The sequence below is a fragment of the Acinetobacter sp. WU_MDCI_Abxb74 genome (genome assembly GCF_025513915.1).
Lineage (GTDB): Bacteria > Pseudomonadota > Gammaproteobacteria > Pseudomonadales > Moraxellaceae > Acinetobacter > Acinetobacter calcoaceticus_C.
This window is the reverse complement of sequence record NZ_JAHPRP010000006.1, coordinates 188659-213893: the sequence shown is the minus strand read 5'-3', so window position 1 is coordinate 213893 and position 25235 is coordinate 188659. Positions and strand designations below refer to the sequence as shown.

Genomic DNA, 25235 nt, shown 5'->3' with positions numbered 1-25235 from the left:
ATTTTAAAACATTTATATGCTAAATCTAAGAATAACCCTTGCTAAAGTTAACTTATTTCATGACCCGCCAAAGTACCAATAAACTACTCAGCACAATAAGAATAATCGAAACAAACCACGGACTAATAATCGCGATAGTTAATAAAATTACGATAATGCTTCCAAACATCCAACTGCGGCGTTGTTGATGTTCCATTTGCAAACGAAGTTGCTGAATTTCGCGTAACTGACGGTCTTGCCAAGCAGATTGATTTTTTAAACCATTTAAACTATCAATAATTAAGCTTGGGAAATCTTGAGCACCTAAAAGTAGGTCAGGGAGTTGCTGTCCTAACTCTTTTATATTTTTGACTGGGTTCATGTTGGCCTTGACCCATTCAGTCAAAATAGGTTTTGCCAATTTCCAGATATCGAGTTGAGGGTATAGGTCTGTTCCAAGCCCTTCGACATGCACTAAAGTTTTTAGCAACAGCATGAGTTGCGGTGGAATCTCTAAATGGAAGCGACGGGCAATATCCATCACTTGAATCAAGATGCCAGCAAAATCAAGTTGGTCCATTGGTTTAGATACCATTGGTCCAACGGTGCGACGCATTTCACGTGAGAGTGCATCTTGGTCTGTGCCCGGTGGAATCCAGCCAGCTTGGTGCACAATTTGAATGAGCTGCATAAAGTTGCTGTTCATTACAGCAAGCAACATGCGGGCAATCGTCATCTGGTCATGCTTAGACAACTCACCCATAATCGCACAGTCCAGTGCAATAAAGCGTGGATTGCTTGGGTTAATTGTTTCTACAAAGACATTACCGGGATGCATGTCGGCATGGAAAAAGTTATCGCGAAATACTTGCGTGAAGAAAATGGTTAATCCTTTTTCTGCAAGTTGCGCGCGGTCCATGCCTAGACGGTCAAAGGTCGCCGTATCTGAAATAGGAACACCTGTAATACGCTCTGCCACCATGACATCTTTGGTGTCCATGTAGACTTCAGGCACATACATCATGGTTGAGCCAGTAAAATAGTGGCGCATACGACGGGTATTGTCTGCTTCAATACTCAAGTCCAGCTCATTTAAAATAATCTGGCGGTAGTCTTGAATAATTTCAGTGAGATGTAAGGCACGAGCCGCCTCAAGACGACTTTCTAACGTATTGCCTAACCATGCCAAAATTTCAAAATCTTGCAAAATTTGATTGCGAATGTCTGGACGAGTCACTTTAATAACGACTTCACGACCATCATGTAAAGCAGCAGTATGAACTTGTGCAATTGACGCAGCAGCTAGTGGCTGGTCATCAAAGCGCGCAAACAAGGTATTTACGTCAGCTTTTAACGATTCTTGAATACGTTGTTTGGCAACCTCTACATCGAAAGGCTTTACCTGATCTTGCAGTAAGACCAATTGCGAGAGTACTTCGGGTGGAATTAAATCACGTCGAGTTGAAAGCAATTGTCCAAGCTTAATTGCAAGCGGTCCCATATCTTCCAAAGCTTCTTTTAGCTTTAAAGGGTTTTTCCGTTCACGACTAGACCAGGCAGCCGGATGCATTTTAATAATACTTAATGCATGTTGAGCTTTAACTGGTAATTCATCCGCAGGGAACAACGTATCGAGTCTATAGTGCGCTGCAATACGCCAAAGTTCGAGTAAACGCGAAACGTGCGGAATCATATAAAGTCTTACCTAGTCTTGAGAGGGTTGTAGTTGTGCGTTGTGTTGCTGCAATCTTGCTTCTAGACGGTCAATGTCTTGATTAAGCTTACGAGTGGCTTGGCTTAAATCGTCCATTTCCCAACGAGGGGCAAATAGACCGCTATCTTCTTTTAATGCATCTTCAGCAAAAAACAGATGGCTTTGAAGAGAGCGTTTTAAATGTTTGGGTGCAAGCTGAATCTTGCCAATTTCGTGGGCAAGTTGAGGACCAACCCATCTTGATAAATGCGCAGCTAAATCTGGTTCAGCTTGTTGCATGATTTTTTGAATATCCTGTAGCAAGTGATAATCACCTTGCAATGGGATATTGCCAATCTGATCTGGATCGCTGACCAATAGTTTGATCAGCTCAATGACATCTTTAACATGCAAAGTTGCTGTAGCTTCAGAAGTTTTGAATTGCGCATCAAAAGGGCGTTGTTCAAAAATAGAAGGTTTTTCACTGTGCCCTGTTGCGGTAGGTTCAAGACGTACTTTTTCTTGATCAAAGAATACATCGACAGAAAGTTGCGGACTGTCGATTACGACACGCAACATTTTGCCCTGTAACTGATTAAGCTGAATGCGTGTAACCGCATCCAGATCGATCAGATGATGAATGATACGTTCGACTGCACCGAGTGCCAGAATCGACCACATATCGTTATCCCTTACAATTTGAAGCCACGGTGAACGGCAACGATACCCGCAGTAAGGTTGTGATAGTCACAGTTCTGGAAGCCAGCATTTTCCATCATACCTTTTAAGGTGCGTTGGTCAGGATGCATACGGATAGATTCAGCCAAATATTTATAACTTTCTGAGTCATTGGCAACTAATTTACCCATAATCGGTAACGCAGTGAATGAATAGAGGTCATAAAGTTTTGAGAATGGCTCAAATACCGGCTTAGAAAATTCAAGAATAAGCAAACGACCACCTGGCTTTAACACACGGAACATAGAAGCAAGTGCTGCATCTTTATCAGTCACGTTACGTAAGCCAAAACTAATGGTGAGTAGATCAAAGCTGTTATCTGCAAAAGGTTCTAAAGTTTCTGCATTGGCAAGTACGAAGTCGACATTGGTACAGCCTGCATCAATTAGACGGTCACGGCCAACATTGAGCATTGACTCATTGATATCTGAAAGAACGACATGGCCTTGAGGACCAACTTCACGGCTAAATACTTTCGCCAAATCGCCTGTACCACCAGCAATGTCTAATACATGTTGGCCACGGCGTACACCCGACATATTAATTGCAAAGCGTTTCCAGAGGCGGTGAATACCAAATGACATCAAGTCATTCATCAAGTCATATTTGCTTGCAACAGAGTGGAATACTTCTGCAACTTTTTGAGCTTTATCTTCAGTTTTAACTGTCGAAAAACCAAAATGTGTAGTTTCACCTACGTTGCCAGTATTGCTAGCACCACGCGGTAAATTATATTTCGGCACAGACCCATTAACAGGTGTATCTGTTAAGGTTTGCTGTAAAGTTTGTTGTTGCCCTTGAGGGGTACCTTGCGGTAATGGTGAGCTTAGGAATGGGCTAACTTTGTCTGAACTTTGTGCCTGCTCAGTTGGAGATGTTGGCTTTTGGTTTTCGTTAGACATATTGTCTCTCCTAGACTCAAACTCAAGTGAAACGGAATAAGTTCTGCATAATGACAGATTTTATCTATTTTTACAGGCGTCATCATGCAAATATAATGAATAAAATCTCAACTTCGTAAGGTTGATTTTTTCTCTGTGCCGACCTTATCACACTCTAAACGGATTCGGATGCCCTGAATGTACATTTTCAATAATCTGGCGTTCTTTTTCAGTAAAAGTCTTGATAAAGGTCTCGGCTGATTTTAACGGTTTCATTGCGCTAAAACCATCTTGAATAAAATCATACATCAATTCAAAGTGATATTTTTGGGCAATCCCTTTACACATTTTAAAAGCTGTAAACATCATAAACGAGCGCATGTATTTATCGAGTGCTGCACCTAAATCATCAAGAAGAGCAAGTTGTTGATAACGAGCTTCGGCCTGATCAAGTTTGGTTAGGGTTAAGCGCATAATTTCATCGGTTAATACTGTATTAGCTGGATAATCCTCAAGAAGCTGTATCGCCACTTGTTCATCAAGCTGAGTGGCAAGCACAGCTAAACTTACCGATTTAGTTCCAGTTTTAATCGCATTCTCAGGCAATACTTTTTCGGCTTTATGTGCATATTTCAATAGACGTTCAATTTGCGCTGCCAGGGCATCAAACTCTGGACCACCATATAAACGATTTAAAAAATACTGTGCCATCAGTTTGTGTTCAGGCAAGTTGAAAAATTCATGATGTGTATCTTTCATCCGATCTTTTAGCCATGTTTGTACATCTTGCAAACGTTGGGCAAGCACCGGATTATCGTGATAATTAAATGTTTTATATTGTTGTAAAAGTTTATCAAAAGCAGCGAGTTTAGACATGTAAGACTCTAATATTGGGCTATTTACAAAAAATCATAAGAGGCATTGTAACCTTGTACTATGGCGAGAAGATGTAAAAAAAATGATTCATGCGTCAATTTTTAGATGGAATTTGGTCGCAATGACATAATTTGTATAGCAATTCATCATTTAAGCGCATAGGTTAAATGATATCGAAATTAAACAATAAATGATTAGAGCCGTGGACCATGAGTGAACAACAACCAAAATTTGAAATTCGAGATGAAGAGCAGCTTTCAGTCGATTTGATTGAAGCACAATATGCTTTAAAAGAAAGTCGGGGAAAGCCCAATGCTAAAAGCACGCTTATTTTAATGAGTGGTATTGAGCTAGCAGGGAAAGGGGAAGCGGTTAAGCAGCTTCGCGAGTGGCTAGATCCAAGATATTTACGAGTAAAAGCAGATGCGCCACGTGTGCTGACAGATACGGAAGCATTTTGGCAATCTTATTCAGAGTTTATTCCTACCGAAGGTCAAATTGTGGTGATGTTTGGCAATTGGTATAGCGATTTGCTCGTTACAGCCACTCATGTGTCTGAACCCTTAGATGAGGCACGATTTGATGCTTACGTTGAAAGTATGCGGGCATTTGAGCAAGATTTGAAAAATAATTATGTCGATGTGGTTAAAGTCTGGTTTGATCTTTCATGGAAATCACTGCAAAAACGTTTGGACAAGATCGATCCATCAGAGCAGCACTGGCATAAGCTCCACGGCCTAGACTGGCGTAATAAAAAACAATATGACACGTTGCAAAAGTTACGCCGCCGTTTTACCGACGATTGGTACATTATTGATGGCGAAGATGAAACACAACGCGACCAGTTTTTTGCTCAGTACCTTTTGCAACACATGCGTCAACTTCCTGACCATGAAACTGAAGTTAAAGGAAAATGGCAACAAGCCCAAATTCCAGAGAGTTTATTAAAGCCTTCTCAGGAGCAGTATGACAAAGCTGAATATAAAAAAGAGCTCAATAAACTAAGTAAAAAAATTGCTGATGCCATGCGTTTTGATAAACGAAATGTCGTGATTGCTTTTGAAGGCATGGATGCTGCAGGTAAAGGTGGTGCAATTAAACGAATTGTTAAAAACCTAGACCCGCGTGAATATGATATTCATTGTATCGGTGCACCTGAACGTTTTGAAGCCCGACATCCTTATTTATGGCGCTTTTGGAATCGCATTAATGAGGCCGAAAAAATCACGATCTTTGATCGGACATGGTATGGGCGCGTACTCGTTGAACGTGTTGAAAGTTTTGCTTCGCCTTTAGAGTGGCAGCGTGCCTATGACGAAATTAATCGTTTTGAAAAAGATTTATTTGATAGTCAAACGCTTGTGGTAAAAATTTGGCTGGCAATTAGCAAAGATGAACAAGAGCAGCGTTTTAAGGCCAGAGAAGAGACACCGCATAAACGTTTTAAAATTACCGCAGAGGATTGGCGTAATCGTGATAAATGGGATGATTATTTAAAAGCGGCTGCCGATATGTTTGAACGGACCAGTACTGACTACGCACCTTGGTATGTTGTGGCAACTGATGATAAATATACTGCACGTCTAGAAGTATTGAAGGCGGTTTTAAAACAGCTGAGAGCAGATTAAGCTCTCAGCTATAAGGTATTTACTAATTTACAATAGTGGTGCGGCTTTTTTGCTGAATACGTTTTGCAAGATTGTAACTGTCATTCAGATGAGTTTCTGCTATTTTTTTCATCATGAAATAGCCTAAACTTGCTGCTACAATTTGTCCGCCTAGCGGTATAAATTTAGTGACCTGTTTCGTTACGATTTTGCCCAAAAAGCCATTAAATGTTTTTTTAACAGTCGTGCGCGCCACTACAAAGCCTGAAAATTCAAAACCGCGTTTACGTAATTCATCCCAATGAATTGTTTTAGTTTTTGGGTCGTAAACACTCACGTGCTCAGGTGCTAAGCCAAAACGGGAATTGATATCTGGAATCAGGTGCGACAAAATTCCCAAATCTATCACCACGTCTAAAAAAGGAATCGGTACAATTGCCGCTCCTGCTGAGACGTAAGCTCTTTTTTTGATGAGGTCATGACACTCATCGCGAATTTGTTCCAGATTTAGGCTAGGATCAATATAGTCAGGAATGTTATCAATTTTCATAATGTTTACCTGTATGAGTTTCTTGATGGCGTTATTCAAACCAAGTGTAAGTGACACTTAAAGTTAAATTATGCTGTGTTTAAACCAACGTGACATAGTCAGATTCAGTTGTATAGTAATGAATGTTTATGATTTTGTGCATAAATTATGCAAGCAGGATATGAAATAAATGGGGATTCATGTTATTCAAAGTCAACGTATTAATGTGTTGTTGCAAGGGGTATTAGCGTCTACCTCCCAAGCTTCAACGCATCCATTACAGGTTTTGAAAACCCAGCATTTTATTGTTCCAAGTCCTGCGGTCGAGCAGTGGCTGATACAAAAACTTGCAGAACAGCAGGGCATGAGTGCCAATTACCAGTTTCACCAACGGGTACGCGGCTTCCAGTGGTATGCCTATCAGCAAGTCTTAACTGCGCATAAAGAGCAGGTTCGTAAAGCGAACATCCCACGTTTGATCTTTAAATGGCGGGTTCATCAGGCTTTGTATGAATTTATACAGCCTGACACAATTGGCATAGATACTTCACATCCTCTCCATTCTATTGTTCAGCGCATTTATGACAGCGCAGACAGGCTTGAGCAAGGCATAGATAAACAACTAAAAAAACAGAAAATGCTGTATTGGGTCGCTGAGCAGGTTGCCGATTTATTTAGCAACTATATGATTTATCGTGGACAGTGTCAGCGTGGTTGCGAGAATAGTTGTACATGTCCGGAAAACTGGTTGTCTGCTTGGGGGCAGGGGCGAACACTCGATATTGAAAAATATATTGTGCAAAAAGATGAAGAGGTTACTGCTTTTGCATTGCATCAAACTCAAGAGTTAGAACGTTGGCAGCGTTGGTTGTGGCAGCAGCATTTTCATGATGACTTTTTGCAGATGCAGCAAATTGATGAGTTATTTTGGCAAGAGTTAGAGCATCCGGACCGCGGTAAGCGCGCTATTTCAAGCTTACCTACTCAAGTGGTGATCTTTACCTTATTGGATTTACCACCAAGCCAGTTACAGTTCTTGCGCCGTTTAGGTCAATATATTGATGTGCTGATTTTGCACTATAACCCTTCACAAGAATATTGGGCTGATAGTGTCGATCCCTTATGGAAACAGCGCTATGACTTAGGGGTGAAAGAGCGGTTTATTGCAAAAAATCCAAAGGCAACTGATGCTGAAATTAGCGATTTCTTTAATAAATTTACACTCAACTTTAATGCTGAAGCACGTGAGTCTAGACATCCGCTTTTAACAAGATTGGGTAAGCAAGCCCGTGACCACTTCTCGCTATTATCAAATTTATCTACGGGTGAAGAGGGTAAGTGGATTGATGCTTTTGTGGATGATTTTCCTGAAAGTTTACTCGGTAAAGTTCAGTCAGATATTTTGCATTTAGTAGAACCTCAAGCTAAGCAATATGAGCTTGCTCCAGACGATGACTCTATTCAGATCCATGTTTGTCATTCGACTTTACGTCAGCTTGAAGTATTAAAAGAGCAATTAATCTGTTGGCTAGCCAAAGCACATGAGCAGCCGCGTCGTCCAAATGATATTTTGGTTTTGGTTCCTAATTTGGTTGACATAGAACCTTTAATTCGAAGTGTATTTCCCGCTACTGCCACTGAGCAGGGTGTGCATTTACCCGTGAAAATCGCAGGTGTTGCATCACTCGATGCACTTAATGCTTGGCGTGCCGTGATTGGACGTATTCAACTGATGCAGGGGCGTTTTAGCTTTGATGATTTTGCTGACTGGTTAAGCTTGCATGCGACCCAACAACGTTACGAACTTGAATATGCTCAGGTTGAGCGAATTTTAAATTTACTTGCCGATGCAGGGTTTAAACGCGGACTTGATGCAGAGCATCTCAAGCGCAGTTTGTGTGAAGGTGATGACGATTATCGATATAGCTTTAAATTTGCTTTAGAGCGTTTGGCGCTTGGTATTGCTGTGCCTGTACATGCCACATTTAATCAGGTATTGAGTTATGCCAAAGTTCAACCGGGTGATTTTGAGCTGATTGGTACACTCATTCAGATTTATCAAGATTTGAATGAGCGCCGTGATTGGTTAACCCTGCATGAACAGGGGCAAGTCTATACAGTTGAATATTGGCTTCAAGTGCTGGGTAAAGATATTGTTGAATTTGAGCAGGTGGGTATTGCTGCTTTAAAAGCTGTTCGGGAAGTTGTAAAAAAACAAGAGCGGATGTTGACGCTCGCAAGTTATTACGCCGAGACAGAAACAGGAACTTTGCGCAAAATTACGTTGCCACTGCCTTATATTATTGAAGAAATTCAGCGCACCTTAGAAAGCCAAAGTGCACAAGCGGAACCGACTGGGCAGATTACCTTTGCCCAAATTGGACATATTCGGCCGTTACCTTATCGTTTAATGGTGATGTTAAATCTTGATGCAGGGCAATTCCCAAACCGTGATACACACGTTCCATTTGATTTAATGGATGCATTACGCCAACAGTTAGGCGACCGCTCTCGTCTTGAAGATGATCAGGGTGCTTTTTTAGATGCTTTATTATTAGCCCAAGACAATTTATGGCTGTTTTATAACGGATTTGATGTGAATGACGGTGAGGTCCGAGAACCTTCCAGTATTCTTCAAGAGTTCCGTGAACACCTTGCCTTGATTGTGAAAGCTGAAGGTGATCTACCTGAAAATGTAGTCATTGAAGGGATTGAAATTCCATCCCAGTTAAAACAACTGTATCACCTCCATCATTTACAACCCTTCGATCCGAAAGGTTTTACTGTAGAAAAAAGTGTTGTTCGTTACCAAGATCACTGGTTTAAGGTGGCTTCACAAATTCAGCAAGTCTCAGGAAATCGTCAACCTTGGGCGAATACGACTTATCCGCTGCAAGCGCCTGACATGTTGGTTTTAGAGAGCCAGCAATGGATACAGGACGTGACGTTCCCCGCACGGTTATATTTGAAAACTTTAGGGGTAGAAAACTTAGGAAGTGTCGGACTGCTCGACCAAAATGAACCTTTATTGTTAGATGGTTTAGGACGTTATGCGATTCGACATTTTTTACAGCAATCAGATCAACAAGCACAACCTGAAGCTTTGCTTGATCAATTGCCAGTAAGCAAAGTTAAATACAGCGCATGGCAGCAAGGTGTTTTTGAACAAGAATGTTTACTTGAACGCCTTCATCATTATGCACCAGCAGTAAGTGAAACAACCCAGCGAGTTTGGCGCATTGCCAAACAGCTTCATATGAATATTACTGTTCCAAAGTCTGAAACTCAGGATTGGGTCAGTATGGAGCCGTCGAGTGCTCGGGCAAAAAGACGTGCGAAAGTCTGGTTGGAACATCTACTTTGGTTGGCCTATCTTAATGAGGGAAGTGCTGGCGCTGAAAAACGCCGTATTGTAGTTTTTAGCGATCAAACCGTTATTTGTAGTGGCGTAAGCTCTGAGCAAGCTCGGCAATATTTACAACCATGGTTTAAAATCTGGCGTTATGCTCAACAACAGCCATTAGTCTTACCAGCAGCCTTATTATTAAAACCACTAGAAAAAGCCAAAGCATATCAGTGGGAAACAGCAAATCAGGCAGAAAAAGCAAAACTGGATGAGAAGAGTTATGCTGAGCTGTTAAAATACTGGAATGAAACAGGGTCATTTACCACCATGGATATGACTCAAAATGAAGCTTGCAAGTTGCATCAAGACTGGAGCTTTATTTTACAAGAACAAGATGCACAAGCTTTGCTTCAACATGCTTGTGATGAGTTTGCATATGATCTGTACCATCCAGTTTTTCAATTTCAACATTCGGAGTAAGACATGAACTCAAGAGTACAGGTGTCTTATCAACCTATTATTGATATTGATTTTAGTGGATTGCACTTAATTGAAGCTTCGGCGGGTACGGGGAAAACTTATACTTTATCGAGCTTGATGGTTCGTATTTTTCTTGAAAAGTACTTGCCTCGACAAGTTATTGCGACCACGTTTACGCGTGCTGCCGCTGCCGAGTTAAAAAGTCGTATTCGCGCCCGTTTGGTCGAAACCTATCGTTATTTAGAGGCCAAGCGTAGTTTTACAGAACACGAATTAATTAAGCAGGCTGAGCAAGAGCCTGATTTGTTACTGCAACACATTTTAAAAAGCTTTGCGACGCGTATTGCTTATGCATGTGAACGTTTAAAACTGGTTATAGATCAGTTAGACGAGCTATTTGTTGGAACACTCGATAGCTTTAGTCAAAAGTTATTGCGTGAGTTTGCCTTTGAAAGTGGCAAAATTGAACGCGCTCAAATTACCGATGATGCCAAAACCTATAGCCGACAACTCATTCATGATGTTCTACGTGAATGGATACAGTCTCAGCCTCAAACTGTAATTGATGCGTTGTATCTGGCAGGTGAACTCAAGAGTGTTGATAGTTTTGTCAAGCTCGTCGAAGACTCACTTAATTTTAGTTCGGCTCATTTTAAACTTCCTGAAAAACCAACCATTCAATTTGAACAACTTGCGCAGCTCAAACAGTTGGCGACAGAAATTGACTTAAGCCTTTTAGAGCACTATTACCAGCTCGATGGTGAACACTATAAGCATGTGAGCGGTACAGTATTTCGAAACGGCGCTTTTAATAAACTATTTAGTGAATGTTTACCGCAGCTACTACAAGTTCTAATGCAAAGCGATAGTATTTTGGTTTTTGATGGATCGCTATCAGCACAGCGTGAGCTTATTTTTAAGTTTTTAGGTCAAATTGCAGACCAAAAAGTTTTTAAAAAATGTCCGGCCGAAATTTCAGATGGTTTCTATCAGCATCCCTGTATTCAGCAGATCCAGCAGCTGTTTGGTACGTTGAAAAACTATGCCGAGCAGTTCGACCAGCTTCATATTTATTTAAAAGCCTATTTATGTGTCGAAGTTAAAAAACGACTACCACAGGTTTTACAAAATAAAGGCGAAACGACCTTTTCTCAGCAAATTCGAACACTGTCTGACGCTTTAAAGGGTGAACAAGGGCAGCGTTTTGCTGTATTTGTTCAGGCGCGTTATCCCTTAATTTTGGTCGATGAATTTCAGGATACCAACCAAGATCAAGACGATATGTTGGCCAGCATTTGGCGCCATCCAGAGCGCTACAAAAAAGGCTGCATGATTATGGTGGGTGACCGTAAGCAAGCGATTTACGGTTTCCGCGGTGGGGATATGCTCACTTTCTTAAATGCCTATCAAGATATTCAAGCCAAACATGGTCGAGAATATAAATTGATTCATAACCATCGTTCTGTTGCAGATTTGGTTGAAGTGGTCGATGCCTTATTTCAACGACAAATTGACTTTGGCGAAGAAGTTCAATATGACTCAATTCGAGCAGGAACGCGGCCTCATCCTGCGCTGATTGAGCACAACAATCATAATCAGCATCCTTTGCGCTGGCTGATGCTCAAAGACAAAGAAACAGAGGCTCAGCAAGTTGCGTGGAAGATTCGCGATTTACTCAACCAGTCACATACTGGAGAACTATATTTTCAAAAAGATGCTCAGACTCAAGCCTTAAACGAAGATGATATTGCGGTATTGTCTCGTAATCATGATGGGCTGGATAAAGTTCAATTTGAGCTAGAGCGTTTAGGAATTCGGGTTAACCGACCATCGAAAAGAAGTGTTTTTGATTGCACAATTGCCCAAGACGTCGGTGCTTTGTTGACAGCCATACTTCATCCTTACGATGAGGCAAAAGTGAAGCGAGCTTTAATTAGCCGCCTGTTTGCCATGGATTTAAAACAGCTGTTGCAACTTGAGCAGACAGCAGAAGGTTTAAGCCAGTTCATGACTGGTTTTGATGGCATTAGAGAGTTGTGGTCCGCTCAGGGTTTTTTAGTGGCATGGCAACAATGCCTCATCCAGTTTGATATCTGGCAAAATTTGGTGGCTGCTCAAAGTAAAGATAATGAACGGGTTGTGGTGAACTTGCGTCATTTAACTGAAATTTTGAGTCAACACAGTGAGAAATACTCAGGGGCACAAAACCTCTATCATTGGTATCTCAAACAGTTGCGTTCTCCTCTTGACCGTGACTGGGAGCTAGAACGTAAATTGTCGAGTGAAGCTGGCGTTCAGCTCATGACAATTCACCAGTCAAAAGGGCTGGAATTTAAAATCGTTTTTTTGTTGGGTGCAGACAAGCCGTTTCGAGAAAATAATAAAACACTGAATTTTTCGACCCAAGATGTAACCCAGCCAGATTCAACTCAAACATTGACTCAACGTGTAGTTGCCATTGCTGACAAAATATATTTGAATGAAATTGAACTTAAGCAACACGAAGAGCGGGCACTCGCTGAACAGAATCGTCTTTGGTATGTCGCTTTAACGCGAGCAAGCCACCGCGTGTATGCACTTTTACAAGACGTCGATGGTAAATCGGTTTCAGGCTTAGCTTTCTGGAAAAATAGAACTGAGCCTTTTCAGCACCATTGCTGTACAGATGAAATGGTTTTGGAGCAGATTCCGCAGGCAATTCATTTAGCCAAACAAACCAGTATTATTGAACTACAAGCACAACGTTTTCCTGAGCAACGTTTTTATTCACGTGGTAAAACCAGTTTTAGCTACTTGGCACAGCATTTAAAACATAAGATTGGCACAGATTTATTGGCGAGTCAGAGCACTGACGTTGTATTGGCAGAAGATGAGTTGGACTTGGTCAACACTGTTGAAACAATCAGTGCTCAGCCGATTGACTGGATAAAGAATAATTTTCCGCGAGGAACGCTTGCTGGTAATTTCCTGCATGAAATTTTTGAGCATATCGATTTTCAATGTTCAGATGACTGGGTCATAGAAATACGTCGTCGTTTTAAAAATGACTATAGTAGTCTCTGGCTAGATTTATTCAGTAAATATAAAGAGAGCTTTCCAGAGGAAGAAGACACCGAGAATCTGCTTTATCAGTCAGTTGCACAGTGGTTGCAAGATGTTCTGCGAACGCCACTCTATCAGGGCTTCCGATTGAATCAACTTCAACCAGAACAGCATTTGTCTGAGTTTCCTTTTTATTTGGCATTGTCAGATCGAGTTTTAGCCATGACTCGTGTTCAACAGCTCTTTGCTGAGTATGGTTTGAATATGCCCGAATTACTTGAAGCTCGCTCAGCGCGTTACCTCAATGGTTCTATCGATTTGGTTTATTTTGATGGGCAGCGTTACCACATTGCCGATTATAAAAGTAATTATTTAGGTGATGATCTTGCCGATTATCGTAGCGATAGCATTGCTCAAAGTATGTCTTTGGCAAGTTACTGGCTACAGGCAGGTTTATATCTCGTTGCATTACATCGCTATTTGCAAGTCAAAATGCAGGATTACCAAATTGAGCAGCATTTAGGTGGGGCAACTTATCTTTATTTACGCGGCATGAATGGTGAAGCGGAGCAGGGGTATTATTACTGGCAACCTAGCATTGAGTTTATTCTACGTCTTGATGCCATTTTAGGGTATTTTGCTGAGGATAAAATCGCATGAAAAATGCTGATAAAGTATGTAATTTTAATATTAACAAATATTTGGCATGTGGATAAACCTGTCTACAACCATGTGGACAAGCGTGTGGAAAACTAGGTGGATAAGTGTGTGGACAATTTAAATAGCCCCGAACAAGCCGATTTAAGCTGGTTAACAACGTGGAGTAACTTCTTAAATCAGGCTCCATTTACTGAGCAATCACAAGTGCCAGAAGCCACTTCTTACTTGCAGCAGCTTATTGAAGCGAGCTTACAAGGCGATAGCTGTATCGATGTCAGTCCAGAGCAAATTGTAGCACTTGGTCAACTTGCTATATCAGCCGATCAAGCGACTTCAAAAGTTGCACCATGCGTCTACGATGAGCAGGGGTTGGCATTATACCGATATTGGCACTTAGAGCAACGCCTTGCAGAACAAATTTGTCGATTAAAGCAACAATTAATTCAACCAGTATCTTGCGAAGACTATATAAGCCTACTTACAGACCCGCATCAGCAGGCAGCTTTACAAATGGTTGCCCGGCAGAGCCTGTGTATTATTACGGGTGGGCCAGGTACAGGTAAGACTTATACACTGGCACGTATTATTGCTGTGCTTGGGCAGGCGATCCCACATATACGTGTTGCGATGGCTGCTCCAACAGGTAAAGCGGCACAGCGCATGCAAGAAGCGCTACAAAACTCATTTAACGACCCTAAATTGCTTGAGTCCGGATTAATGAGTGAAGAGCTCAGAAATCAGGGAACGCAAACGATTCATCGTTTATTGGGAATGGGGCATGGGCAGATTCCTCGCTTTCATCAAAAGCAACCGCTTCCTTACGATGTGATTGTGGTGGATGAAGCTTCCATGCTGGATTTAAATCTGGCAACACTTCTATTTGAGGCTGTGCCAGAGTCTTGTCGAATTATTTTATTAGGCGATGCAAATCAGCTTGCTTCCGTCGATGTAGGTGCTGTACTGGCTGATTTGCAACAAATACAGGCACTAACCGACAACAGAGTACAATTACAAACCAGTCGCCGTTTTGCTGAAGGGGCGTTGATTGGGCAAGTTGCTAAATTTATTCAGGCACAAACCTATCAACAAAATCATGAAGTGGTTTTGCAGCAGTTTGAAATTGATATTGTTCAGGTTTCTGAGTTAAAGCCTATTGTTTTACAAAATGAAATGCCAGATGTGGTTCAGCTTGAGTATTTACCTGAAGGGAATCATGCAGAAGTCGAAATTTATTATCAGAAGCTCATGCTAGGTTTCCAAGGATATGTAAAGAGCCTAAAAAATTATTTAAAAGAAGAACGCTCGATTGAACAGGTTCAAAACGTAGTAAAAGCATTTGATGACTACCGCATTTTAACCGCGGTCCGTCATGGTCCATTTGGATTACAGCAGTTAAACCAATATGCGCAGCGCTGGTTACAGCAGCAACTTTCAATAGTGACTGTGGGAGGGTGGTATGTGGGCCGTCCGGTGATGATGACTTATAACGACTATCAGCTTGGTATTTCAAATGGAGATATTGGTCTGTGTTTTGAGCATAGAACCCAGCCACAGCAATTTGAAGTATATTTTCCAAGTTTAAATAAATGGGTAGCGGCAAACCGACTACCTAAAAGTATCCAAAGTGCATTCGCTTTAACGATTCATAAGTCGCAAGGGTCTGAATTTACACATACTGCTGTCGTTCTGGATCAGGCTGCAAAGAATTTATTAAGCCAAGAGCTTATTTACACTGCGATTACACGCGCTAAAAAAGTAGTCAGTCTTTTAGTTCATCCAGAAGCTTTACGACAGGCATTTACAGTACGTACTACACGAAAAAGTGGTTTAGTTCAGAAAGTTAATCGGTTAGTTCGTTAAGTCAAACTTAATATTTTTACCCTTGTAAGAAAAAGCTTACATAGATTCGAGATATTTGCTGCTAGAGTACACCCCACGTTTTTGAGATTATAAACGCACAACGAGCTTGGCAAGGAATGTCGGGCAAAATCGCACAATAATAATAACTTAAGTCGAGAGACTGCGAACTTACAATGAAGTAGGTGTATAAAGAGGAAACTTACAGCCGCTAAGCCTTGTAGTTTTGGGAGAGACTACAGGGCTTTTTTATATTCTCGATTTTATTTACTTCTAAAAAAGTATCGGAAAAGTTTAGGTTCAAGCGCCTATTTAGTGTGATTTCTTTATAAAATTTATATCAATATATTTATCTGTAATATGATTTTTAAACAGCCATTTTTCCTGTGAATTGTTAAGTTATATGTTATACAGAACTGTACGTTAAAGGTTAAAAATGGTTATTTGCCAAATATTAGACAGACCTGTACGTTTTCGCTTACATGATGATAAGAAAAATACTACTTTTCTTCATAATTGGATGTGTCACAATACATCACATAAGGAAATAGAAACAAAAACAACGGAAGTGAGTTAAAACAACAAGAAGGATGTGACTAGCATCTCACCAACGATAATAAAAACAGAAATAACACGATAAACAAAAACTACAGCGCAAAAAACCCAAGCAGAAATGCTTGGGTTTTTTATTTGTTTTTACACTAAGTTAGTTTCATGTGAGTCACTCCCAAACAAAGATCGGCGCTGATCTCTAGGGATGCGTGGACATTGAGTTGAAATTTGATAAAGCATGTTGGCTAAAGCCGGGAGGTGTGTTCCCACTACAGATTTGCCTGTTGTTAACAACGACACACTAATATCTCTTTCAGGGTCAGCCCAACATAAAATATTGGAAAACCCTAAATGTCCAAAAGCTTGTCCCGTCATTGGACCAAATAAACCTACAGGGTTACTACCTAACATTGGACCTAAGGCATAGCGCATTGGAATTAATAAAGTACGATCAATGTTAACGCCTGTGGTCGGCAGTGTTGCCCTGAAAATCGTTTTCTCACTGAAGATTTGCTGACCACCATAGCTTCCTCCACTTAAAAGCATTTCAAAGAAGCGTCCAGCTTGTTCTGCGCTGGTATAGATATTTCCGGCAGGGCAAATTGTGTCCATGAAACGGTTGTCGTTAGTGACATCAACTGCAAGTTGCAACCCCCCACCTAATACATGGTTCAGATAGTGATCGGTGCCAAGGCGAGGGTGTAGACCCGTTGCACAGTTTAAAGCAACCTCTGAGCGGTATTCTGGTTTTAAACCATAATTGAAATAAGGCATTCCCATCGGTTTTTCGATAGTTTGATGCACAAATTCACGTAAATCTTGCCCAGTCACCCGTTCAATCACTTCTCCTAAAATATAACCCGCCGTAACAGCATGATAGGCAAGATGATTACCAGCAGGAGACACCGGTTTGGCAGCATATAAACGTTTTAAAATTTCATCTTTATCAAATAATAGTTCGGGCGTGACATCGCCATCAATATAGGGAATACCGCCACGGTGTGCTAATAAATGAAAGATGGTTGCACGGCGCTTACCGTTAACACCATATTCAGGAATATAGTAGCTTACAGGATCAAGCAAATTGATTTCGCCTTTTTCATCTAATAGATGAATTAGCATAGCGGTGATCATTTTTGATGCTGAAAACAGGCAAACAGGCGTATCTGGAGTTGCAATCAGGGCATTCTCTTGTAGTCCTGCCGGAGAGTTCCCTTGGGCATATCCAATGCTTCTGTTTAGCAAAATTTTACCTTGCCTGCGTAAGCAGAAGGTAATGAGTGGATAATTTCCAGTTTTATATAGTGCTTCTACACTGTTCCAGATTTTTTGAATCTGGCGTTCAGTCATTCCACCCTGTTCAGCAGCAACTTCATCTTGACGACGAATAACTTGCTCAATATTGTCCGGTACTGGACAAGTGTTGGTTGAAAAAATTTTCACACGTCCCTCGCGCTTCTTTCTTTTTATTCAAGGCTAGTGTGCAGGGTTAATATGCCCATGTCAGTGTCTAAAATGACAAGTTACTGAAAACTATTTTGCAATCCACCTATAGATACCTTAAAATAGACAACTTGCTGTAGTGATGCACGGCAGTCAGTTGCCTCAACTGATTCATATCGTTTACTTTTTTAAGCATCTCGGAGAAATCGAATGGCTTTAACTAATGCAGACCGCGCAGAGATCATTGCTAAATTTGCTCGCGCTGAAAATGACACTGGTTCACCAGAAGTACAAGTAGCTTTATTAAGTGCTCAAATCAATGATTTACAAGGCCACTTTAAAGCTCACAAACACGACCATCATAGCCGTCGTGGTTTGATTCGTATGGTTAACCAACGTCGTAAATTGCTTGACTATTTAAATGGTAAAGACCACGGTCGTTACGTTGCATTGATCGGTGCTTTAGGTTTACGTCGTTAATTCGATTTTTACTTTGTTTTCGCTATTTCGCATGTCGCAATGCTTTATCGCTGAAAAGAGAGTTTCACTTAATTTTAGGTTAAGTGATGTTTAGAGAAGGGGCGCTTGTGCGCTCCTTCTTTGCGTTTAATATTATTTAAAATTTTTGCCCTAGTGTGATGGCTTCTAAGCTTTGTCATTTATCTACCAATAGTTGTAGTCTGAATGCCAAACCTTAGGGGTCTCACTAGAATAAAATTAGGAAAATACAATACATGTCAATGTTTAATATCGTTCGTAAAGAATTCCAATATGGTCAACACACTGTTGTTTTAGAAACAGGTCGTGTTGCACGTCAAGCAAATACAGTTTTAGTTACAATGGGTGGCGTAACTGTTTTAGTTGCAGTTGTTGCTCAACCTAAAGCAAAAGCGGGTCAGGACTTCTTCCCGTTAACAGTTAACTATCAAGAAAAACAATATGCTGCGGGTCGTATCCCAGGTGGTTATGGTAAACGTGAAGGTCGTCAGTCTGAAGCTGAAACTTTAATTTCACGTCTTATTGACCGTCCAATTCGTCCATTGTTCCCAGAAGGTTTCTATAACGAAATTCAAGTAACAGCAACTGTTGTTTCTTCTGACAAAACTATGGATGCTGACATTGCTGCAATGATCGGTGCTTCAGCTGCAATGTCAATTGCAAGTGTTCCATTCCGTGGTCCAATCGCAGGCGCACGTGTTGGTTTAATCAACGGCGAATACATTCTTAACCCAACCCACGAACAATTGAAAGAAAGTGACCTTGACCTTGTTGTTGCGGGTACTGAATCTGCGGTACTAATGGTTGAATCTGAAGCGAAAGAACTTTCAGAAGACCAAATGTTAGGTGCTGTACTTTTCGGTCATGACGAAATGCAAATTGCTGTTCAAGCAATTAAAGAATTTGCTGCTGCTGCTGGTGCAGTTGAATCAACTTGGGTTGCTCCAAGCAAAAATGAAGCTCTTCTTGAGCAATTAAAAGCAGCTTTCGAAGCTAAAATTTCTGAAGCATATACGATTGCGGTTAAACAAGATCGTTATGCAGCACTTGATGCACTTTATGCAGAAGCTGTAGCTCAGTTCGTTCCTGAAAATGACGAAACTGGTATTGCTGACGAAGTAAACGAATTATTTGAAGACCTTAAATACCGTACAGTACGTGACAACATCTTGTCAGGTAAACCACGTATTGATGGTCGTGATACTAAAACTGTTCGTGGTATCGACGTTCAAGTTGGTGTATTAGACCGTGCTCACGGTTCTGCATTATTTACACGTGGTGAAACTCAAGCGTTAGTAACAACGACTTTGGGTAATACTCGTGATGCATTGATGGTTGATACATTGTCAGGTACGAAAACCGACAATTTCATGTTGCACTACAACTTCCCTGCATACTCTGTAGGTGAAACTGGTCGTGAATCTGGTCCTAAACGTCGTGAAATTGGTCATGGCCGTTTAGCACGTCGTGGTGTTCAAGCAGTTCTTCCTGCTGCTGACCGCTTCCCGTATGTTATTCGGATTGTATCTGACATTACTGAATCTAACGGTTCATCTTCAATGGCTTCTGTATGTGGTGCGTCATTATCACTTATGGATGCAGGTGTTCCACTTAAAGCACCAGTTGCTGGTATCGCAATGGGCTTAGTGAAAGAAGGTGAGCGTTTTGCAGTACTTTCTGACATCTTAGGTGATGAAGATCACTTAGGTGATATGGACTTTAAAGTAGCAGGTTCTGCAAACGGTATTACTGCACTTCAAATGGACATCAAGATCGAAGGTATTACTGAAGAAATTATGGAAGCTGCATTAAACCAAGCATTTGCTGGTCGTATGCACATCCTTAATGAAATGAATAAAGTCATTTCACGTGCTCGTCCTGAAATCAGTGCTCATGCACCGACATTTGAAGTCATTAACATCAATCCAGACAAGATCCGTGATGTTATTGGTAAAGGTGGTGCAACGATTCGTGCCATTACAGAAGAGACCAAGGCTGCGATTGATATCGAAGACAATGGTACAGTTCGTGTATTTGGTGAAACTAAAGCTGCTGCTCGTGCTGCGATTGCAAAAATTCAAGCACTTACTGCTGAAGTTGAACCAGGCAAAATCTATGATGGTAAAGTAATCCGTATTGTAGAATTCGGTGCGTTTGTAAACATCATGCCGGGTACTGATGGTCTTCTTCACATTTCGCAAATTTCAAATGAACGTATTGCGAATGTAACTGATGTTCTTACAGAAGGTCAGGAAGTGAAAGTACAAGTTGCTGATGTTGATAATCGTGGTCGTATTAAATTGACTATGAAAGATATTGAACAAGCATAATTGTTCTAGTGACATGAAAAAGTCCGCTTGATGCGGACTTTTTTTATGGCATGATGCAAGTAATACAAAACAGATCGTTGTGGTATGCAGGTTTATTACTTTTATCGCCATCAAAGCGACGGCTATGTCTTTTTAAGCCGTGAACAGCATAGTGAACATGTTCTGGAGTTTTTCTGGATTGATAGTGTCAGAACGGATGTGGTTAACCATAACGAAGAATGGCAACAAGAGATTCAAAAGCTTTCAGGCGTGGTTATTAATGAGTTCCATATGCGGGATATTGCCAATATTGAACATCCTTGTGCATTTGACACGCTTGAAGAGTATGACCTATTAATTTTTAAGAAACTGGTCACACCTGATGATGAAATTAAACAAGCAGAATCACAAGATAGTGTTTTTGGTTTAGCGACGACACCCATTAGTTTTATTTTGACACCTGATGTACTGATTAGTGTGCGCGAGCAGGGGAATAAGTCGATTGAAAACTATATTCAACGTCTAGAAAATATTTTATGTAGAACTTTAGAAGAACAGAATAAAACCCGTAAATTACCGAATTCACCCGTCGATTTATCGTTACGTCTTTTAAATAGTATGGTCGATGGCTATCTCGATATCCGCTCGCCATTGACGAGAAGAGTCGAGCATTGGCAACAACAATTGTTACAGGGTAATCGCCGTTTTAAACAGTGGCACCAGCTATTCCATGAAAATATGGCCTTTCAACAGGTCGAAAATTTATGCGAAGAACAAATCGAAACCTTGCAAGAATTTCGGGATGAAATTGTAGAAAATTACCATCATGTTGTTGGCGGGCACATTCGTAATTCTCAAGATATTTTACTGGTTCGTTTAAATGATTTAATGAGTCATGTTGAACGTATTCAGAAACATACGTTGCGTTTACGTAGTGCGATTCAGTCCGCAATTGATTTACATTTTTCTGCTATTGCGAATCAAACCAATGAAAACATGCGAATTCTTGCAATTATTACTGCTGTTTTCGCACCTCTCACCCTATTAACCGGTATTTATGGAATGAATTTTGAGTTTATTCCCGGGCTTAAATCACCAATCGGTTTCTGGATTATGCTAGGGGTTATGCTGATTAGCACTATTTTGTTGTTGTACTATTTTTATCGACAGCATTTGGTTGGGCGAGGCGAAAAAAGTGTTATTGATTTATTGGCGCAACAACATCGCCAAGATCGTATGAATCTATTCTGGTTTTTAGAATATGAGCCGATTAAGCAGACTGTTAAGGAGTTGGAGAAGATTACTCGGTTGAAATAGTTCTACAATTTTTATTCAAACTTGTTTCGAATTTGCTTCAGCTAAGGATCATCCACAACCTGAGCGAGAAAAAGCAAACATCGTTTGCTTCGAGTGCAAGACAAACGAAGTGCGTAGCTTACGTTCAAATATAACTTTGACCTTAGTACGCACTTCAATATCACTGGTTTTGGCCTTGCGTAGCTTCGCTACTCATGCCAAAACAAAAGTAACATAATTAGCTGACGGAATAGATATTGAATACTGATAGGACTCCGTCGTGACTATCTAATCTTAATGAAAATGCCTTAATTGTTTTCTTAATTGCTGTACTTCATCAATCAAATCTAACATCACGGCAACTGCTGCCAAACTCGCGTCAAAGTCACGTTGTAGCCGATAGGCTTTACGCGCACGAGCGACATCTTCACCCATAAACTGGTGTTTTTCAGGTGTGTTATTGACCGATAAAATATCATATTCAATTAGCTGAATGATCCAGTCAGGGCTTTGACCACAAGCTTGAGCAAATTGTTGTAGATCAAATGTAGATTGTTCGTCAACGACCTCAGCATTAAAGGTATGGCCGTCATATACAATTTCTCGATAATGAATGGTTGTCATAATCTTGCTCCCTAATGAGTTGAACGAGGTTCAAATGAAGCAAAGGCTTCTGCCAGTTGCTGATAGGCTTGTTTTTCTTTTTCAGAATGTGCAGGTGGAAATACAATATTTAAAATTAAGTATAAATGGCCAGGTGTTTTATTGGGTATTCCTTTGTCTTTTAAACGTAGCTGTTGTCCTTGTTTTGCATTTTTAGGTAAATTTACATGTAGTGGACCAGCGGGGGTTTTCAGTTCCACACCTTGACCTAAGGCTGCTTCCCATGGCGCTACATCTATAGTTAGGTATACATCACTTCCTTCGACATGTACACGGTCTGTATCCTTATATTGAATCTCAATATAGAGATCACCATTTGCACCGCCATTGATACCACTTTGTCCTTGTCCACTTAAACGTATTTGCTGACCTTCCTTCATGCCTTTTGGAATTTTGACTTGAAGGGTTTTACGTTGAACTTCAGGTTCACCGTAAGCATTAATGGTCGGAATTTGTAATGTAATTTGCTGGGTTGTTCCCTGATAGGCAATATCTAGATCAACTTCTATGCTGGCATACTGGTCTTCACCGCGATAACTACGCTGTTGTCTTTGGTGTTGCTGTTGTCCACCACCAAATCCTGCACCAAAACGACCAAATAAGTCCTCAAAACCGCTAAAGTCTGCTTGCTCACCACCTGTAAACCCTTGACGATAAAACTGTGCTCCATCAAAGCCACCTTGAGCAGCACCTTGACCAAAGTGATTGAAGCCTTGTGGATGGTCAAGCATCTGGTCATATTCAGCTTTTTTTTCAGCATGACTGAGTGTGTCGTAGGCGACATTAAGAGCCTGCATTTTTTCTTCAGCATCTTTTTCTTTGCTAATGTCAGGGTGATACTTACGAGCCAACTTTCGATAGGCTTTTTTAATTTCATCAGCAGAGGCGTCTCGTGTAACACCTAATTCTTCATAATAATTTTTAGTCATGATATTGGTGACGATCACAATGATATTTCTTTCATTATGAAATGATTCAGAAAGAATTCAATGACTCAGATTGTATAAGACTTGTTCGGTTTTAAATGAACAAAAATATTAAAATTGAAAAGAATATCAAATCAATATTTCTATATTTCATAGAATATTTTTATGTGGTCTAGATGAAAGTTTGGTATAAGCCATAAATTGCAATTAATAAAAGTAATAGGCCACAAAGCCCTAATATTTTTGGATATAAATGGCTATTAGAAAGTCTGCGGAAAAATACATAAACCAAAGATAAAGTTAAGAAGTCCAAAACGATCCATGTCAGCGTGAGTATCGTTAAGCTGAAATCTAGCTGTGGGGTAATAGAAACAAACTGCGGAAAGAAAGCCGAGAAAAAAATAATATCTTTAGGATTGGAGATTCCGACTAAAAATCCCTTTTTGAAGCCACCATTTTGTGCCGAAACTGTTTGTATAGCTTCAGGATGAGGTGCCTGAATCACTTCTTTAAGAATAGTGAAGCCTAAATATCCAATATAGAGACAGCCTAAAATACGAATAATATTGAGATAACTATCGTTAACACTCAGTACTCCTTTTAAAACCAGTACCGAAATGAAAATTAAAATAAGGGAAGCTAAATTTGTACCAAAAATGGTTTCAAGCGCTTTTTTATAACCCCCTTTAAGTCCAGCACTTGCAACTAAAATCATCACAGGGCCAGGGGTGGCAATCATAATAACTACACTAAAAATAAAGAGAAAATAATCAAAATAATTCATGGCGTTTTAAGCATCTTATTTATTAGGCTATAAAGTAGCTTTATATTATCTTATTTAAAATAAGATATTGAAAATTATCATCAAAAGTACAGACAAATAAAAAGGCGGTATATCCGCCTTTTTATAAAGCTTAAAGATTAACTCAAGTGTTCACCGAATAGCGCTAAAGCTTCTTCAGCGGTAAAGGTGTATTGAGTATTACAGAACTGGCAATCCATACGAATAGGGTTCTGGTCTTCTAATGTTTCATGAACAGCGTCTACACCAATTTGAATCAGCGCATTTGCACAGCGCTCTTTTGAACATGTACAGCCAAATTTGAGTGCTTCAATTTCTGGTAAACGAACTTCTTCTTCGTTATATAAACGATACAAGATTTCATTTGCATCTAAATTGGTGAGCTCTTCAGCTTTTAATGTTTCAGTTAACATGGTTAAGCGTGGCCATAAATCTTCATCGACCAAGTTTTGCTCTTCTTCATTATGACGTGGTAAAAGCTGAATCAGTAAACCACCAGAGCGTTTTGTCGTACTCGCTAACACAATGCGAGTTGGAATTTGTGCAGACAAATCGTAATACTGCATGAGGCAACCTGCTAAGGTTACTTGATCAAGTGGCACGATCCCTTGATAACGCTCGCCAAATTCCGGTTCAATATTAATAAATAAAAGAGGATTAACTAAAGCGCCGAGAACTGTGCTGCTGTCTGTGGCTTCAATGAAGCGTGGATCTGTTTCGTAATCAGCAAGAGCACGAACTTCTCCTAAATGGTTACATTCAGCCATTGCCCACTTAAAGGTACCGCTAGCCTGGATTTGCAAGCTGATACGACCTTTGATTTTTAGTGTACTTGCAAGTAATGCAGTCGCACTCAACATCTCACCTAGCAGAATTTTAACCGCAGGCATATAGTCACGTTGAGCTAAGATAGTTTGTAGTGCCTCTTCTAGATGAACTACTTCCCCACGGACTGGAAAGTTCTCAATATAAAAGCGTTGGCGTAAATCAGACATAATATTCTCCAGGGCCCTAAGCAGATTATAACAATTTCTTTTTAATCAAGCTTAGGGAATGCA

The 25235-nt window shown here is 40.4% G+C and carries 17 protein-coding genes; 7 read left to right on the top strand and 10 right to left on the bottom strand.

All coding sequences use genetic code 11. The features are described 5' to 3' along the window. Positions 1 to 52: 52 nt before the first annotated feature. The 4 genes from KTH84_RS12320 to KTH84_RS12305 all read right to left on the bottom strand — a co-directional run bounded on the left by KTH84_RS12320 (position 53) and on the right by KTH84_RS12305 (position 4167). Positions 53 to 1672 carry an ABC1 kinase family protein gene (locus tag KTH84_RS12320; protein WP_262473331.1) on the bottom strand — a complete coding sequence of 540 codons (1620 nt, stop codon included), beginning with the start codon at positions 1670 to 1672 and terminating at the stop codon, positions 53 to 55. A 12-nt stretch (positions 1673 to 1684) separates the two neighbouring features. Continuing rightward, positions 1685 to 2353, bottom strand: a complete 669-nt coding sequence (locus KTH84_RS12315; RefSeq protein WP_262473329.1) for an SCP2 domain-containing protein — start codon at positions 2351 to 2353, stop codon at positions 1685 to 1687. Positions 2354 to 2364: 11 nt separating this feature from the next. Beyond that, positions 2365 to 3312: a bifunctional demethylmenaquinone methyltransferase/2-methoxy-6-polyprenyl-1,4-benzoquinol methylase UbiE gene (gene ubiE / locus KTH84_RS12310; protein ID WP_016139421.1), complete on the bottom strand. Its 948-nt coding sequence runs from the start codon at positions 3310 to 3312 to the stop codon at positions 2365 to 2367. Positions 3313 to 3459: 147 nt separating this feature from the next. After that, complete coding sequence (locus KTH84_RS12305) at positions 3460 to 4167, bottom strand: FFLEELY motif protein (RefSeq protein ID WP_262473327.1); 708 nt, start codon at positions 4165 to 4167, stop codon at positions 3460 to 3462. A gap of 209 nt (positions 4168 to 4376) precedes the next feature. On the opposite strand from KTH84_RS12305, the gene KTH84_RS12300 reads away from it, so the two are divergent. Beyond that, positions 4377 to 5795 (top strand): phosphate--AMP phosphotransferase, encoded by a 1419-nt coding sequence (locus KTH84_RS12300; RefSeq protein ID WP_262473325.1) that lies wholly within the window; start codon positions 4377 to 4379, stop codon positions 5793 to 5795. A 22-nt stretch (positions 5796 to 5817) separates the two neighbouring features. Here the strand turns inward: KTH84_RS12300 and KTH84_RS12295 are convergent, their stop codons facing one another. Next, positions 5818 to 6324, bottom strand: a complete 507-nt coding sequence (locus KTH84_RS12295) for a hypothetical protein (RefSeq protein ID WP_042894542.1) — start codon at positions 6322 to 6324, stop codon at positions 5818 to 5820. A gap of 169 nt (positions 6325 to 6493) precedes the next feature. Between KTH84_RS12295 and KTH84_RS12290 the strand changes: the two genes are divergently transcribed. The 3 genes from KTH84_RS12290 (at position 6494) to recD (ending at position 15691) form a co-directional block, all read left to right on the top strand. After that, positions 6494 to 10129, top strand: coding sequence for an exodeoxyribonuclease V subunit gamma (locus KTH84_RS12290; RefSeq protein WP_262473322.1), 3636 nt, complete (start codon positions 6494 to 6496; stop codon positions 10127 to 10129). A 3-nt stretch (positions 10130 to 10132) separates the two neighbouring features. Then, positions 10133 to 13831: a UvrD-helicase domain-containing protein gene (locus KTH84_RS12285; RefSeq protein ID WP_262473320.1), complete on the top strand. Its 3699-nt coding sequence runs from the start codon at positions 10133 to 10135 to the stop codon at positions 13829 to 13831. A gap of 108 nt (positions 13832 to 13939) precedes the next feature. Continuing rightward, positions 13940 to 15691 (top strand): exodeoxyribonuclease V subunit alpha, encoded by a 1752-nt coding sequence (recD, locus tag KTH84_RS12280; protein WP_262473318.1) that lies wholly within the window; start codon positions 13940 to 13942, stop codon positions 15689 to 15691. A 693-nt stretch (positions 15692 to 16384) separates the two neighbouring features. On the opposite strand, the gene KTH84_RS12275 is transcribed toward recD, so the two are convergent. Continuing rightward, a complete protein-coding gene (locus KTH84_RS12275) occupies positions 16385 to 17683 on the bottom strand; it encodes a serine hydrolase domain-containing protein (protein ID WP_262473316.1) in 1299 nt (432 codons plus the stop codon). Between the two features lie 210 nt (positions 17684 to 17893). Between KTH84_RS12275 and rpsO the strand changes: the two genes are divergently transcribed. The 3 genes from rpsO (at position 17894) to KTH84_RS12260 (ending at position 21807) form a co-directional block, all read left to right on the top strand. Beyond that, the gene (rpsO, locus tag KTH84_RS12270) at positions 17894 to 18163 is read left to right on the top strand and encodes a 30S ribosomal protein S15 (protein ID WP_042894554.1); all 270 of its coding nucleotides are present in this window, start codon (positions 17894 to 17896) and stop codon (positions 18161 to 18163) included. A gap of 260 nt (positions 18164 to 18423) precedes the next feature. Next, complete coding sequence (gene pnp, locus KTH84_RS12265) at positions 18424 to 20511, top strand: polyribonucleotide nucleotidyltransferase (protein ID WP_171253655.1); 2088 nt, start codon at positions 18424 to 18426, stop codon at positions 20509 to 20511. Positions 20512 to 20595: 84 nt separating this feature from the next. Further along, positions 20596 to 21807, top strand: coding sequence for a magnesium transporter CorA family protein (locus tag KTH84_RS12260; protein WP_262473314.1), 1212 nt, complete (start codon positions 20596 to 20598; stop codon positions 21805 to 21807). A gap of 273 nt (positions 21808 to 22080) precedes the next feature. On the opposite strand, the gene KTH84_RS12255 is transcribed toward KTH84_RS12260, so the two are convergent. The 4 genes from KTH84_RS12255 to KTH84_RS12240 form a co-directional block, all read right to left on the bottom strand. Beyond that, positions 22081 to 22410 (bottom strand): chaperone modulator CbpM, encoded by a 330-nt coding sequence (locus KTH84_RS12255; RefSeq protein ID WP_133975632.1) that lies wholly within the window; start codon positions 22408 to 22410, stop codon positions 22081 to 22083. 11 nt (positions 22411 to 22421) lie between these two features. Beyond that, positions 22422 to 23378: a DnaJ C-terminal domain-containing protein gene (locus KTH84_RS12250; protein ID WP_202742697.1), complete on the bottom strand. Its 957-nt coding sequence runs from the start codon at positions 23376 to 23378 to the stop codon at positions 22422 to 22424. A gap of 169 nt (positions 23379 to 23547) precedes the next feature. Continuing rightward, positions 23548 to 24159 (bottom strand): LysE family translocator, encoded by a 612-nt coding sequence (locus KTH84_RS12245; RefSeq protein WP_262473311.1) that lies wholly within the window; start codon positions 24157 to 24159, stop codon positions 23548 to 23550. A 137-nt stretch (positions 24160 to 24296) separates the two neighbouring features. Then, positions 24297 to 25172 (bottom strand): Hsp33 family molecular chaperone HslO, encoded by an 876-nt coding sequence (locus KTH84_RS12240; RefSeq protein ID WP_042894567.1) that lies wholly within the window; start codon positions 25170 to 25172, stop codon positions 24297 to 24299. Positions 25173 to 25235 lie beyond the last annotated feature (63 nt).